Source organism: Enterobacter sp. NFIX58, assembly GCF_900110475.1.
Classification (GTDB): domain Bacteria; phylum Pseudomonadota; class Gammaproteobacteria; order Enterobacterales; family Enterobacteriaceae; genus Enterobacter; species Enterobacter quasiroggenkampii.
This window is the reverse complement of sequence record NZ_FODW01000002.1, coordinates 45,382-60,191: the sequence shown is the minus strand read 5'-3', so window position 1 is coordinate 60,191 and position 14,810 is coordinate 45,382. Positions and strand designations below refer to the sequence as shown.

The following is a 14,810-nucleotide window of genomic DNA, read 5'->3' as shown; positions in this document are numbered from 1 at the left end:
AATAAATTAAAATGCGGATAAACTGGGCTAAAGTTAGAAGATTGCTAACCAGAGGTTTGGAATATGGATAAGCTCCGCAGCATGGAGACGTTTATTGCCGTGGTGGAAAGCGGCAGCTTCACCGGTGCGGCGGCGCGGCTGGAGATGTCGGCGGTAATGGTGGGGAAGTACGTTGCGCTGCTGGAATCCCAGCTTGGCACCCGCCTGCTGGAGCGTAACACGCGCCGCCAGAGCCTGACGGATGCCGGACGCGTCTACTTCGACGAGGCGAAGCGGGTGCTGGAGCAGGTCGTGATTGCCGAAAGCGCGGTTGAACGGCTGCGCGCCGCGCCGTCTGGCACCCTGCGCGTCACGGCGCCCACGTCGTTTGGCGGCTGCGTGATAGCCCCGCTGACGGCAACCTTTTTACAGCGCTATCCGGAGGTACGCATCGAGTTGGATCTCACCAACCGAATGGTCGATCTGGTGGAGGAGGGCGTCGATCTGGCCATTCGCATTGGTGACGTTCGCAACGACGATCTGGTGGCGAAATACCTGTGCCCCTACAACATGGTGATCTGCGCCGCGCCGGACTATTTAGCGCGACACGGCACGCCGCAAACGCCAGACGATCTGGTGGATCATCTCTGTCTTTCGCACACGGTGTGGACGGCACGCAACGAGTGGCGGCTGCCGGGCGTGGAAGGGGAGGTGCGCTGGAAACGGGATGCCGTATTACGGTGTAACGACGGCTACGGCTTACGCATGGCGGCGCGAGCCGGGGCGGGGCTATTGCTGCAACCGGAAGTGCTGGTGGCGGAAGAGCTGGCAAGCGGCAGGCTGGTGCGGGTGCTGGAGCCGTTCACGCCCGCGCCGAGGCCGGTGCATTTATTGTGGCGTCAGGATTTGCGGCCGCTGCCTAAGCTGACGGAATTTATCGCCCATATTCTGCTAAGATTGAGCACACTATAAAAACAGAAGGTAAGCAAAGAATGTCCGTGAGTAAACTCGCCAGCAGCGCGCAGGGCCTGCAATCATCTGCCATCCGTGAATTATTAAAACACAGCAAAATGGCGGGCGTGATCTCGCTGGGGGGCGGTATTCCAAACCCTGACCTGTTCGATCGCGAAGGGCTGAAAATTGCCGCTGATGCCGTATTATCTCAGCATTTTGGCGAGGCGTTTCAGTATGGCCTGACCGAAGGCGTACCGGGACTGCGGGAAGAGATTCAGCGCATTTGCGAGGGGCGTGGCATTCGCTGTAAGGCCGATGACGTGGTCGTGACCTCCGGTTCACAGCAGTCCCTCGACGTGCTGGCGCGCGCGTTAATTAACCCGGGCGATATTGTTGTCGTCGAGCGTCCAACCTATCTCGCCGCCCTGCAGGTATTCGGCCTGGCGCAGGCGAATTTTGAATCCGTTGGCACCGACGGCGACGGCATGAAGGTGGATGAGCTAGAAGCGCTGGTGGCCAAAAAAGCCATTAAAGCGGTGTATATCGTTCCAACCTTTGGTAACCCTGGCGGCGTGACGCTTTCTGAGGCGCGTCGTAAACAGCTGGTGGAGCTCTCGAAGCGCTATGACTTCGTAATCATCGAAGACGATCCGTACAGCGAAATTAACTATACCGATGAAGTCTTCCGCCCGTTAATTGCCCATGCCAAAGATATCGGCAATGAAGAGAACGTGGTGTATACCTCCACCTTCTCTAAAATTCTCGCGCCGGGCACGCGCGTAGGCTGGGTGGTGGTGCCGGAATGGTTGAAGCGCGCGGTGGTGAACCTGAAGCAAACCACCGATCTGCACACCAGCACGCTGTCGCAGCTGATGACGCATGAGTACCTGAAGACCGGCCGTCTGGCCGATCAGATTAAAACGATCCGCGAAGCCTATCGTCAGAAATACCAGACGTTCGCCACGGAACTGGAAGCCGAGCTGGGCGACGTGATGTCGTTCCACAAGCCGAAGGGCGGCATGTTCCTGTGGGCGAAAATGAACAACGGCATGAACACCACCCGCTGGCTGGAAAAAACGTTAAGTAACGGCGTGGTATTTGTGCCGGGCGAATTTTTCTACTGCAATGAGCCGGACCCAGCGACGCTGCGCATGTCGTTTGTCACGCCAACGGATGAAGAGCTGAAAGAGGCCGTTCGACGCCTGAAAGCCTCTTTATAACAGAATGGCGGGGTATGATTCTGGACGTTATTTAAGCGGTGAAGCTGAAAATGCAGATCAGGAACTTCACGTTAACTTGCGCAGGATCATACCCGGGCCATGTTTTTGGATTGTATTCGAAAAGTAATACCAAAATTAACATTATCTAACTAATTAATTATTAATACTTTTTTTCTAAGAAAAGCATTTTTTGTATTATCCTTTTTCGGATTGCTCTTACACTTGTTGCCCATATTCTTATTTGCATCTCATTCATTTTGATCTGAATAATGTCTCATGGAATAAGCGCAGTCGTTGGATGATTTTTTAGCGTTCGCTCAGGGTTAAATCACTTCACAAGCTCTATTCCCGGAATGTTATACATGGATCAGTATAAGGTTACGGATGATGATTATTTGTGTGTCTGATAATGTCTGGTTCAGAATTGGATTGAGTGAAATCATACAAAATTGCCAGAGAGATAAGCAGGAACTGAAGTTTTTAGCATTTGAAAAAGCCAGCGTAACGCTGAGCACGATGGTAATGAGATCACCGGTCACGATAATCATTGACTATTATATTGCTGACCACAGTTTACTGTTGTTACTGTTAAAGATGAAGCGCCAGAATGTTTTTGACAATATACTTATTATTACGACTAATGCGCGAATTGTGGAAGTGACTGAAAATATTTTGCTGGACTCGGTTGCGGATATCTTAATTGATAACAGCGAATCATTTGATAAACTCAGCACTTTTATGGTCAAAGATAAGGCTGGCCAGATTATTTCAAAATCCGTGACCAATAAAACCTGGGCGATGATTAAGAAAAATTCAAATCTCACCCATCGGGAATTAGACCTGATGCCATTTTTTATTACAGGGAAAGGTAATAAAGAGATCTCCCGGCAGGTCGATATTAGTGAGAAAATGGTCAGTATTCACCGGCGTAACATTTATTCCAAACTCCAGGTTGAGAGTCTTACCGGGCTTTATCATTACCTGACAACGGATATAAAGGTTACATAACGTTCGCCGGGAAATGAAGCGTTTTATGCGGGTGTAGTATTCAGGCAGAAACGATGCACTGTTATTCATAATATGTTGTATAAACAGAAGGAGCTGTATATGAAATTGAAATCTCTTTGCGCGGCGATGGTTGCCCTGGGGCTTTTTACCTCTTTTGCCCATGCGGCAGACGGTAAGTTAAAATTTGTAGGGCAAATTGGCTCATCATCCTGCAAGCTCTCCGGGGAAAGCACTGCCGAAATTACGGTTCCGATGGGAACTATTCCGATGGAAACCTTGAAACAAGATGCCAACGGTCCGGAGGTGGGCTTTGCCATTAACCTGACCGGATGTCAGCCGGGCACCTATTATCTGGTTCTTGACGGCGTCAGCCCGTCCGGTCAGCCGAACGTGCTGGACCTGGATAACGCGACCGCCAGCACCACGGCAAAAGGGGTGGGGATTCAGATTAAAGATATCTCCGACCAGAACATTACCTTATCCAAAACCCTTGATAAATCCGATGCCAGCATCACCATTGCTGAAGGCGACACCTCGGGCAGCGGGACGTTCTTCCTGAAAGCGAACTATTACGCCTATAACAAAGATGCGGTCACCACCGGGGAAGCAAACGCAACGGCCACCTTCACCATTGTTCAACAATAACAGGAGCAGGCCTTCGGGCCTGCTTTTAAGGTGGTATGATGAAGTCACTTATTATTGCGCTATTCGCGCTGTACTCCGCATCGGCTATTTCAGCTATTCAGATTGAAAGTTCACGGGTGATTTATTCCGGTGAGAATAAATCGGCCTCGTTGACGCTGCATAACGCGTCACAAAAAAATTATATTATCCAGACCTGGCTGGACGAAGATTCAGACAAGCCCGGAAAAGAGATGGTGGTGACGCCGCCAATTATGAAGGTGAAACCCGATCAATCCGCCGTGTTACGTTTTATCTATTCCGGTAAAGGATTACCGACCAACAGAGAAAGCGTTTACTGGATTAACGTTCAGGAAATACCACCCCGGGCCAGCGAGCCTAATGTGATGCAGCTGGCGATTCGAACGCGCCTTAAGCTTTTTTATCGCCCGGTTGGGATGAAGGCAAAACTGGACGAGCAGATAGGTCAGTTAACGCTGACGAAAAGCAGTGAGGCATTGGTCGTCAGCAATCCCGGGCCTCTGCATATTAGCCTGAGCCAGTTAATTATTAAAACCCCGCAGGGAAAAGAACAAAAAATAACGGCCCCGATGATCGCTCCCTTTGGCAGCGAAACGATTCCTTTTCCCAAAGGCTCGCGGGTGGTTGGCTTAACGTACATTAACGATTACGGCGGCGTTGCCGACGTGAAAATGCACTAAGCCCACCGTTGCAGATTATTAAATAATGTCATGGATGAATCATTATGCAACGAACATGGATCCCCCTGTGCGCGCTCACCTCTTTACTGGTTTCCGGCAGCGAATGTCTGGCGCAAAGTGAATATAACACCGCATTTTTTCATGGAGCGGGCGAGCAATCGTTCATTAATTTGATCGACCCTGATTCCGGCATTATTCCCGGAACCTATTCCCTCGATGTTTACATAAACCGAAAGCTCGTTGAACAGCGTGACGTTGAGATCGTCCGCGATAAGCCCGACAGCGCGCTGCACCCGTGCATTAGCGCCGATCGGCTGCGCGCGTGGTCCGTCGCTCTTCCCGCTGACGATAACGAGTCGTGCTATCCCCTCGAGCGCCGGATTGCGGGTGCGTCCATGAGCGTTACGATGACCGAGCACCGGCTGGATATTCAGGTTCCCCAGCTCAATATGCTGACGCAACCGCGCGGAACGGTACCCGCCACGCGTTACGACGAGGGCATCAATGCCGCTTTTGTGAACTACAACCTGGCGGCGAACACCATCAGAAGCTACGGGCAAAACAGCCAGTACGCCTACCTTTACCTGAATAACGGCATCAATATAGGGGCGTGGCGCTTGCGCCAGATGGCGAACCTGACAAAGCGGGATGGGGAAACGGGCCACTGGAAAAATGTCTCGTCGTGGGCTGAAAGGGCGCTTCCGTCAATCAGGAGTCGTCTGCTGCTGGGACAAGGGAGTACCGGAACAACCCTCTACGACAGTATTCCGTTTCGCGGGGTGCAGCTGGCCTCGGAGCCCATGATGCGTGCAGACAGCCAGTCGCGCTATGCCCCTGTCGTCAGAGGCGTGGCGGAAAGCAATGCCCGCGTGGAGGTTCGACAGAATAAGTATCTGATCTACTCTACCAACGTGCCGCCGGGACCGTTCGCGTTTGATGACATTGTACCGGTCAGTCAGAGCGGGGATCTGTTTGTCACCATCATTGAAACCGACGGACGGAAAACCAATCTGGTGATCCCCTATACCGTGCTCCCGGGACTGGTTCGCAAGGGGCAGTGGAACTATGAAATCACGGCCGCAAAATATCATGACGGTGCCGACGGCTATGCCCCTGCGTTTGTTGAAAGCCAGCTCGCCAGAGGGATGAGCGATACGGTGACCCTGTCGGGCGGCCTGCTTTCGGCGGAACACTACCGCAGCGCGGCGATGGGCGTGGGCAAAAACATGGGGCATTTTGGCGCGGTGTCCGTCGATCTGGCGTTATCCGACACGCGGCTGGCGCGGGGCGACGATGAGCAAGGGGGGAGCGCTCGCTTCCTGTACGCGAAATCCTTTCTCGATTCCCGCACCGATTTTCAGGTGGCGGGCTATCGTTACTCCTCGTCCGGTTATTACGATTTCCAGGAGTCGGTTCAGGAACGTCGCCGCTGGGATAATGGCCGATATAAAACCTATTACTGGGATGACGCCGATCAGGATAACCCTGACTGGGTCGCGTCAAAGCCTGAAATCCATTACGACAGCCGCTACGCAACCAAAAAAGCGCGGCTGGATATCTCAATGAGCCAGCAGATAGGTGAGATCAGCCAGCTTTATCTCACCTTCAGCAAGCAAAGCTACTGGCAGGATGCCGGTTCTGATACCACGGTTCAGTCTGGCTTTACCTCACGGCTGGGCAATGTGACCTGGAGTCTGTACTACCAGAATACGCGCAACCACTACATTGCACATGACAGCAGCATTAACCTGCGCCTGTCCCTGCCGCTCAGCTTTGGCAGCCACCCGGCGACGGCGACGACAGACCTTCACGCCGATCGTGCCGGAAACGTGTCCTCCTCCGCGGGGCTGAGTGGCTCCCTGCTTGAGGATAACCGCCTTAGCTACGCCATGCAGGTGCAGCAAAACGATGCTGAGGGGACGGCGGGCGATCTGAGCATGGGCTACAAGGGGGGCGCCGGAAATCTGTGGCTGGGCTATTCCAGAGCGGAAGATGTGCAGCAAAGCAGCATGAACCTCAGCGGCGGCATCCTTGCTCACGCTGGCGGCGTGACGCTGTCCCAGCCACCGGGCAGAACCTTTACCCTGATTGAGGCTCAGGATGCGCAAGGGGTGAGGGTAGAGAATCAGGCCGGAGTGCGGATCGACGCTGCGGGCTATGCCGTTGCCCCGCATGCGATTCCTTATCGCAACAATACCTGGTCGTTAAACACCCAGGACTTCCCGGAGGGGCTGGACGTGCCTGTTGCCACCCAGAATAACGTCCCTACCCGCGGCGCGATTACGCGCGTGACGTTTGAAACATATCGGGGCGACAGCGTGCTGATTCACAGCAAACGACCCGACAACAGCGTGCCGCCGGTTGGCGCGCAGGCCTACAGCCGGGGCGAGCGTAACAACGGCATTGTCGGGCCTGACGGGGATATTTTTGTTTCAGGCGTGCTGCCGGGCGAAGCGATCGCCATTCGCTGGGGGGAGGGGGATGACGAACAGTGTCGTATCCAGCTTCCGGATGAGGAACGGCGTGAACAGGATACCGCGGGCTATCGCGAGATCAGCGCAATTTGTCGATAAAGGAGAGGACAATGCAATTTCAGGGACGACATATGCTGTACGCCGCGGTGATTTTTTGCTTCGGCCTGTTTTCTTCCACCGTTATGGCGCTGACCTGTAAAGCCCAGGGCTCGGTGAGCCAGTACGTTGCCATTAACAGCATCATCAAAGCGTCGATCGGTGACTTCGGCACCAACACCAAAATATGGGTATCGTCACCGATCACGGCGACGTTTACCTGCTCTGACACGGACGCCTATCCAAACGGCGAGAGCGCCTATTTATGGCTCGATCCGAAAGATGCGGTGAAAAACGTGCACAACTCTCTGGAGATTGGCATCACCTTCAGGAACGTCGATTACAAGCTGAAGAAAGGCGATAAAATAGAAATTGGTCCCGGTACCGTGTGCCGCCCTAACGGCAACAAAGGCTGTCTCTCCCCGGCGGCCCCGCAGACGTTCACGCTCACCTATCAGGTTTACATCAAAACCACCGGCCTTCCGGCGGCCACCAATGGCAAAGTGATGGGGGATGTCAGCCTGTCGCTCTTCCAGGTAGATGGCGTCGGCGGTCTGCGAGGCGGCACGGTGACTCAGGACGGTAACTTTAACCTGACCATTACCGGGCTGGATAAAATCACCTTTCTGGCCTGCACGCCAAAAGTGCTGCTGGTACCCGATACCCTCGACTTTGGCGTCATCAACGGCAGCTGGGCGACGCCCGGTAAGATTGAAAAAACAAAACCCTTTACGCTACAGGTCGATTTGACGCGTGAAGCCAGCGGTAAAACCTGCACGGGGGAGACGTTGCTGATGACGTTAAGCTCGACGAATACGGTCAAAGACGGAGCAATCATCATGCCCGCGGCAGACAGCGGCTTTGGCTTTATCATTTCCGCCAGCAGCCTGATGGAGCCGCGCATTGCGCTGAACACGCCGCAGGAGATAGGAACGATCGGTGGAGACCGGCTCACGCATGATTATCACGCAGGGTTTATATGGACGACCACGACGCCGAAGCTTGGGGATTACAGTGCGACAGCCACCTTTACCGTGACGTTCAAGTAACAAAAGTGGGGATTGCGCGCGGGCTATTTTGCGTAATACTTATCCCGCGCGATAACGGCCGCGTGACGCCCACGGTAAACAGCTATGTTCGAACAACTGACTGGTATTCTGACGCACACCCCCATCTGGGTCTGGGTGTTGTTTGTGTTTCTGGTTTCTCGTGGGCTCCGGGCCCGCCGGCCCGCCACGGTCACGCTGGAAAAACTGGCGATAATCCCGGCCATTTTTCTGCTATGGGATATTTACGATCTGGTGATGTACCGCTCTCTCAGCATCGCGACGCTGTCGATGTGGCTTGCGGGCATTCTGGCTGGCGCTGCGCTGGGTTACGCATTGATTCGCCCGACGGCGGTAACTCGCGCCGCCGCGCCGCGCACCCTTTGCCGCCAGGCTGACTACACCGCGCTGCCGTTTATGATGCTGGCGTTCGCGGTGAAATACGTGCTGGGGGTAATGAGCGCCATCGCGCCGCAGACGCTGCAGCAGCCCGCCATCAGCGCCCTTGCGATTGTCTCCGGCGGGCTGTTTGCCGGGGTGTTTATCGGCAAGTTTACGCGGTATGTTGAGGTGCTTAGCCGTACCGCGCCGCACCCGGCGGAGTGACGTTATTCTGTCGCGTGTGCCAGGGTGCGATCTGAAACATCGCCGCTGAGGGCTCGCGTGACTTCATGGATCCGCCAGATTTTCCCTTCACGCAGCGCGGCAAACAGGTAAACCTCTATCTCTGCCTGACGACCATCAGGATACGTGACCGTCACGATATGCCGGTCAGCCAGAAGTTCGTCATGACAGGCTATCTCCGCCACGGTAAAGGCGATCGCGCGGATCTGCGAGCGGACGTGGTTCAGGTGCTGAATAAAACCCCGGTAGTCAAGGGCGTGACCGTCCGTAACCTGTTGGTAATCGGGCGTAAATACCTCTGCCGGATCGATATCGCCGTTGAATAAGCGGGTTAACAGGCACGCCATTTTTTCGCGCTGCGCGGCGTTGTCAGGCTGGGCTACCAGAGAGGTGATAATGCTCATACGGGCTCCTTATGTGGTTGAGTCCCCATTATCCTTGACAGCCGAAGACGTGGTTTCTGTAATAGGCCGATGAATAACGATTTTCGGTCAAAATGAGATGGTCAGTTTTGAAACGCTCCGTCATCCCGGCGGGTATCGAACACCGTGGCACAGTCATCGCACCGGCCAGCTGTGGCGCATTGCAACGGGTCTGCTGGTCATTGAGACGCAGCAGGCGCGCTCGGTCGTACCGGCAAAACACATCGGCTGGATCCCGCCAGGTCAGCAGCATGCCGCCTTTTCAGAAAGCGCAATAGAAGGCTGCGCCATCTATCTTGACCCCGCCTGCTGTGCAGGGCTTCCCGATGCACCCGCGCTGTTCGAGCCCGACGCTCTCACTCATGCACTGTTTTCCCGTTTATGTGGTGCAGAGAACGAGTACGATCCGCGAAAGCTGACTTTGCTGCTGGATGAGCTTGCCCTGACGCCCCAGGTTCACTTTTCTCTGCCCGTGCCGACGGATCCGCGTCTGAAGAACGTGGTCAGCCATTTGCTGCAGTTTGTCGATGATAACCAGACGGTCGAGAGTCATGCTATTCATGCTGGGATGAGCGTGCGTACGTTCAATCGTCGGTTTAGTGCCCAGACCGGAATGAACTTTGTTAACTGGCGGCAGCTGGCGCGCGTCATGCAGGCTATGGAGTGGCTGGCGGCGGGGAAGCCGGTAGGGTGGATTGCGCTGTCCTGCGGCTACAGCAGCGTCAGCGCATTTATTGAGGTTTTCAGAGCATGGACCGGTAAAACACCGGGGCAGTGGGCGATGTTGCGGTCTGATGCCCTCCCCACGTCCCGCTGAGCTTTACAATGTAGGCCGGGTAAGGCGAAGCCGCCACCCGGCGATTGACTACCGCTCCTTCAGCGCCTCTTTCGCCCGGTTAAACGGCTTGATCAGATAATCCAGCACCGTTTTCTCGCCGGTCTTAATGTCCACCGTGGCAATCATCCCCGGCACAATCGAGAAATGCCTGCCCGCCTTATTGACCAGGTAATCCTGGCTGGTGCGGATAAATACCCGGTAGTAAAACACCTCCGGCTTGGCCTCGTCCTGAATAGTGTCCGGCGAAATCGTCTCCACGACCCCGTGCAGCCCGCCGTAAATGGCATAATCGTAGGCGGTGATCTTCACCAGCGCCTCCTGATTCGGGTGGATAAAGGCGATATCACGCGGCGACAGGCGGGTTTCAATCAGCAGATGATCGTCCACCGGCACAATCTCCATCAGCTCGCCGTTGGGCGGGATCACGCCGCCGATGGTGGTGACCTTGATGTTTTTGACGATCCCGCGCACCGGGGATTTTACCGTCAGACGGGTGACGGAATCCTGACGGCCCTTGAGGATCGCCGAAACCATATCCACCTCCGCGTTGGCCTTGGAGAGCGCCTCGCGGGCCTGGACGTAATACTGCGAACGCACGTCGGTGAGCTTCAGTTCCAGATCGCTTTTCTGCCGCTGCAGGCGCAGCACCTCCACGTGGCTGGCGGCCCCGGTCTTCACCAGCCTCTGGGTAATGGCCAGCTCTTTATTCGCCAGATCTAACGCGGCGCGAAGCTCCCGCTGGGTATCCTCCAGCTGAGCGCGGCGCGAGTTGTACAGCCGCGTTTCGTCGGCAATCAGATCCGGCCATTTCGCCAGCGAAGGAGGGAACTTCAGCGGCAGATCGTTCACCTCGGCATACAGGCGGGCGCTGGAGGCCAGAGACGCGCGGTAGCGCGCCGCGCTTTCGCCGACGTTTGATTCGGAACGGGTAGGGTCAAGCCGCGCCAGCACCTGTCCGGCCTGCACCTGATCGCCCTCGTGGACGTTCAGCTCGGTGAGGATCCCCCCGTCCAGCGACTGTAAAACTTGCTCACGCGAGCTGGGGATCACTTTCCCCGATCCGGTTGACACCTCATCCAGCACGCCAAACCACGCCCAGATGCCCAGCACCACAAACATCAGCAGCGAGAAGATCACGATCCGACGCGCGCCGGTGTAGCCGCTTTCGGAGTCGAGGGCATTATCCAGATCGTCCATTGCCGCCACGTCACGCTGACTGATTTTCATTTTTCCACTCCCGTCCGGTTGCTGCCTGCTGTTGTTGCTGCTGCATACGGCTGTTGCTCAGCGCCTGGGCTTTTGGCGCGTCCATCACCAGCATCCCATCTTTCAACACGACCACGCGCTCCACCAGCTCCAGCACCGGTACGCGATGGGTGGCGACGATCAGGGTGCGGTGCCCGAGCCAGTCGCCCAGCCGCTGGATAAATTCCCGCTCGGTGTGCTCGTCCAGCGAGGCGGTGGGTTCATCCATCAGCACGATATTCGGATCGCGCAGCAGCATCCGCGCCAGCAGAATCGACTGACGCTGCCCGCCGGAGAGCCCCACGCCGTTTTCCATGATCGGGTAGTCCAGCCCCTTGGGCAGCTTCTGCACGAAGCCCGCTGCGCCGGTTAGTTCCAGCGCCTCAAAGATCTCTTCGTCGGTGGCGCGCGGCATGCCGAGGGTGATGTTCTCGCGCAGGGTGCCGTAAAACAGCCGCGCGTTCTGGGTCATAAAGCCGACGTTGCGCCGCACGTCCGCCACGTCGAGATGCGGCAGGCTGAAGCCGTCGAGCCGCAGCTCGCCCGCCGCCAGATCCATCCCGCCCGCCATCGCCTGCAGCAGGGTCGATTTGCCCGCACCGTTGCGCCCGAGGATCGCCACTTTCTCACCCGGCCCGATCTCCAGGCGGTTAATGCGCAGCGCCATGCGCGGATCGTCCGGCTGATAGCGGAACTGCGCCTGCTCAAAGAGGTAGTGACCGCGCAGCACGTCCTGGCGGATCGGCGTCTCCTCGCGCTGGTTTTCGGTTGGGAGCTGCATGATGCTGTCCAGCCCCTCTTTTGCCGCTTTGACCTGCTGCCAGCGGGCCAGCACGCCGCACAGCGTCGCCATCGGGGCGATCATGCGGGAGGCCAGCATCGAGGCGGCGACCACCGAGCCGGTGGTCAGGGTGCCGTCGATCACCATCGGCGCGCCGACCACAATCACGGCGGCGTAAACCAGGCTCTGGATGGTCATCCCCCAGCTGATCAGGTTCTGCGTCAGCTCGCGGGTGCGCAGGCCGGATTCGGCGGTGATCTGGATATAGCTGTTCCACTGCTGCAAAAAGCGGTTTTCCGCCTGCATCAGCTTGATGTCCTCCAGCCCCTGCACGCTCTCCACCAGTACCGCGTTGCGCAGGGTTGATTCATGCGCCGACTGCTTTGCCAGCTCCGCCAGCTTTTTCTGCAGCAGCAGGCCGGGCAGGACCATAATCACCGCCGCGACCGGGGCGATCCACGCCAGCTGTGGGGCGATGATCGCCAGCACCACCACGAACAGTAAAAAGAAGGGCAGGTCGACAATCGTCGAGATGGTGGACGAGGTGACCATCTCGCGGATCTGCTCCAGCTCGCGTAGCTGTGAGATAAAGCTGCCGGTGGAGCGGGGAATCGCACTGTTGCGCAGCCGCAGCGCGTGGCCGAAGACGCGATCCGAAACGCGCATATCCGAGCGCTTGCCCAGCAGATCCATAATGTGCCCGCGCGCCACGCGCAGCACGAAGCCAAACAGGGTGGCGATCAGCACCCCGATGGTCAGGACGTACAGCGTCGGGTAGGACTGGGCGGGGATCACCCGGTCATAGACCTGCATGGAAAAGACGATCCCGGAAAGCGACAGCACGTTGATAAACAGCGCGGCCAGCATTACCCAGCTGTAGGGGCGGAGATCGCGCATCACCAGCCGGTAGAGCCAGTCCGGGCGATATTTTGAGATATAGGCATCCACGCGGCTGTCCTTCAGCGCGGCGAGTGGCCGCAGGGCAATGACGTGGCGGATGGCGGGCAGCATGGCCGTCATCGACAGCCGGTTAGTGTAGGTCTGGTCGTCGAAGAAGCTGACTTCCAGCGTGTCGTCGCCGTCGAAGTGCTCGATCGCACCGACCCGGCCGTCATTCAGCGCCACCACCACCGGCAGACGCCAGCTGTTGATCGACTGCTGGTCAGCGGTGAGCAGCTGAAACGACAGCCCCGCCTCACGCGCCAGCTGGGTGAGGGCGGGTACCATCGGTTTGCCTTTCAGCCACGGTGCGCCTGCGATCAGCGCGCCGGGCGAGCAGGCGACGCGGTAGCGCGTGGCGATAAAGCCAAAGGCCTGCGCCCACTGCGCCAGCGCCTCATCCGTCATGTTTTCACCTTGCGGGATATCACGCTGCTTCATGGCTGGATCTCCACGGTCTGGATGGTGCGGTTATCAAGGTCGAACGCATGACGCAATTGCCCGGTGTTATACAGGCAGTTGAGCTGCAGCTGGTGCAGCTGACCGAGGGTCTGCTGCTGGGTGAAGCGCGCCTGATAAACCTCCTGTTCGGCGTTGAGCACGTCGAGCAGCGGGCGCGAGCCGAGGTCAAGATACTGCTGCTGGTACAGTTCGCGGGTGCGGGCGCTGAGCGCCTCCTGGCGGCCCTGAATTTGCAGCGTGCTTTGTAGGCTCATCACCTGACTGCGGGCTTCCAGCAGTTTCTGTCGGACATCCAGGCGCGTGCGCTGAATGGTGGACTGTGCCGCTTCCACCGCGTGTCCGGCGGCGTTACGCCGGGCGGTGAGGCCGCCGCCCTGATAGAGCGGCATCTGCACTTTCACCCATGCGGAATACTGGGTGCGATCCCGCGTGTCGCTGCCCGCGTAGCGATCGTTCATGTAATGGCGCACCTCCGGCTCCAGCGAGACGGTTGGCGTCATCTGCGCGTCGGCGTAGTCGAGGTTAGCCTGGGCGACGTTAGCCTGCGCCCAGGCGGCGAGCACCGCAGGAACCAGGCGGTCGTCCGGCTCGGCGACATCGCAGCTGCGGGCCAGCTTTTGCGGAAAGTCGTTGCTGATCGCGTTCAGGCTGTTCCAGCCGAGAAAGCTCATCAGCGTCGCGCGGGCGCTCTCCAGGCTGGCCTGGTACTGCATCAGCTGGGCGCGCGCGCCTTCGATACGAGCATCGGTCTGCACCACGTCAGAGAGCGACGTGGCGCCCTCGTCGTTACGCTGGCGGGTCAGCGTGCCGATGGAGGAGAGGGCCTCAAGCTGCTCTTTAGCGGTGTCGACCATCTGCTGCCAGGTCTGCACCTGTACCATGGCGACGGCGGTATCGTGGGCGATGGTGTCGATACTCACCAGCACGTTGGCCTGCTGCTGGGCAACGCCAGCGCTCTCGGCGCGCACCTGGCTGGCCACTTTGCCGAAGTCGTAGAGCATTTGAGAGAGAGAAAGCACCAGCGACGGCGTAAAGCCGTTCTGGTCGCCGTCGTGGGAATACCCGTTGTCCACGCCGGCATTAATCTGCGGATAGTATTTTGACTTCGCGACGTCCACCTCTTCGCTCTGCTGGTAGAGTTTGCCCACGGCTTCGCTGATGGCCGGGTGCCACGTGACGGCACGGTTAACGGCTTCGCCAAGCTGTAATGAACCGGGAGCGGCGTTGCCAGCCACCGGGGCCACGCGGCCGTTGAGTGAGGGGAGTTCCTGTGTTTCGCGAAGCTGTCCGGTATTGATGGTTGCCGCCGGATTTGCGCAGAAAGCGGGTACAGATATCAGGCAGCACGAGAGCCACCAGTAAGGCATCTTCATTCCCAT

Annotated in this window: 13 protein-coding genes; 9 read left to right on the top strand and 4 right to left on the bottom strand. The window is 57.3% G+C overall.

The genetic code is table 11. From position 1 onward, the window contains the following. Positions 1-63 precede the first annotated feature (63 nt). The 8 genes from BMW97_RS09870 to BMW97_RS09835 all read left to right on the top strand — a co-directional run bounded on the left by BMW97_RS09870 (position 64) and on the right by BMW97_RS09835 (position 8,726). Positions 64-951: a LysR family transcriptional regulator gene (locus BMW97_RS09870; protein WP_045909283.1), complete on the top strand. Its 888-nt coding sequence runs from the start codon at positions 64-66 to the stop codon at positions 949-951. 20 nt (positions 952-971) lie between these two features. Further along, the gene (locus BMW97_RS09865; RefSeq protein WP_045909282.1) at positions 972-2,153 is read left to right on the top strand and encodes an aminotransferase-like domain-containing protein; all 1,182 of its coding nucleotides are present in this window, start codon (positions 972-974) and stop codon (positions 2,151-2,153) included. A 399-nt stretch (positions 2,154-2,552) separates the two neighbouring features. After that, positions 2,553-3,161: a LuxR C-terminal-related transcriptional regulator gene (locus BMW97_RS09860; RefSeq protein WP_175481435.1), complete on the top strand. Its 609-nt coding sequence runs from the start codon at positions 2,553-2,555 to the stop codon at positions 3,159-3,161. 99 nt (positions 3,162-3,260) lie between these two features. Further along, positions 3,261-3,806, top strand: coding sequence for a fimbrial protein (locus tag BMW97_RS09855; protein ID WP_045909280.1), 546 nt, complete (start codon positions 3,261-3,263; stop codon positions 3,804-3,806). A gap of 35 nt (positions 3,807-3,841) precedes the next feature. After that, positions 3,842-4,504 carry a fimbrial biogenesis chaperone gene (locus tag BMW97_RS09850; RefSeq protein ID WP_052714370.1) on the top strand — a complete coding sequence of 221 codons (663 nt, stop codon included), beginning with the start codon at positions 3,842-3,844 and terminating at the stop codon, positions 4,502-4,504. 44 nt (positions 4,505-4,548) lie between these two features. After that, complete coding sequence (locus BMW97_RS09845) at positions 4,549-7,077, top strand: fimbria/pilus outer membrane usher protein (RefSeq protein ID WP_052714369.1); 2,529 nt, start codon at positions 4,549-4,551, stop codon at positions 7,075-7,077. 11 nt (positions 7,078-7,088) lie between these two features. Further along, the gene (locus tag BMW97_RS09840) at positions 7,089-8,123 is read left to right on the top strand and encodes a fimbrial protein (RefSeq protein ID WP_080474238.1); all 1,035 of its coding nucleotides are present in this window, start codon (positions 7,089-7,091) and stop codon (positions 8,121-8,123) included. Positions 8,124-8,207: 84 nt separating this feature from the next. Next, on the top strand, positions 8,208-8,726 hold the full coding sequence (locus BMW97_RS09835; protein WP_045909278.1) for a DUF6622 family protein: 519 nt from the start codon (positions 8,208-8,210) through the stop codon (positions 8,724-8,726). Between the two features lie 2 nt (positions 8,727-8,728). Here the strand turns inward: BMW97_RS09835 and BMW97_RS09830 are convergent, their stop codons facing one another. Continuing rightward, on the bottom strand, positions 8,729-9,148 hold the full coding sequence (locus BMW97_RS09830) for a nuclear transport factor 2 family protein (protein ID WP_045909277.1): 420 nt from the start codon (positions 9,146-9,148) through the stop codon (positions 8,729-8,731). Positions 9,149-9,245: 97 nt separating this feature from the next. Between BMW97_RS09830 and BMW97_RS09825 the strand changes: the two genes are divergently transcribed. Further along, positions 9,246-9,983 (top strand): AraC family transcriptional regulator, encoded by a 738-nt coding sequence (locus BMW97_RS09825; protein ID WP_045909276.1) that lies wholly within the window; start codon positions 9,246-9,248, stop codon positions 9,981-9,983. A 48-nt stretch (positions 9,984-10,031) separates the two neighbouring features. On the opposite strand, the gene BMW97_RS09820 is transcribed toward BMW97_RS09825, so the two are convergent. From BMW97_RS09820 to BMW97_RS09810, 3 genes are read right to left on the bottom strand one after another with little or no spacing between them, the layout of a single operon-like run. Continuing rightward, entirely contained in the window at positions 10,032-11,201 is a 1,170-nt protein-coding gene (locus tag BMW97_RS09820) for a beta-barrel domain-containing protein (RefSeq protein WP_090392900.1), read from the bottom strand. 10 nt (positions 11,202-11,211) lie between these two features. Further along, on the bottom strand, positions 11,212-13,410 hold the full coding sequence (locus BMW97_RS09815) for a type I secretion system permease/ATPase (RefSeq protein WP_045909275.1): 2,199 nt from the start codon (positions 13,408-13,410) through the stop codon (positions 11,212-11,214). Further along, positions 13,407-14,810, bottom strand: a complete 1,404-nt coding sequence (locus BMW97_RS09810; RefSeq protein ID WP_045909274.1) for a TolC family outer membrane protein — start codon at positions 14,808-14,810, stop codon at positions 13,407-13,409. Before BMW97_RS09810 ends, BMW97_RS09815 begins: the two co-directional genes overlap by 4 nt.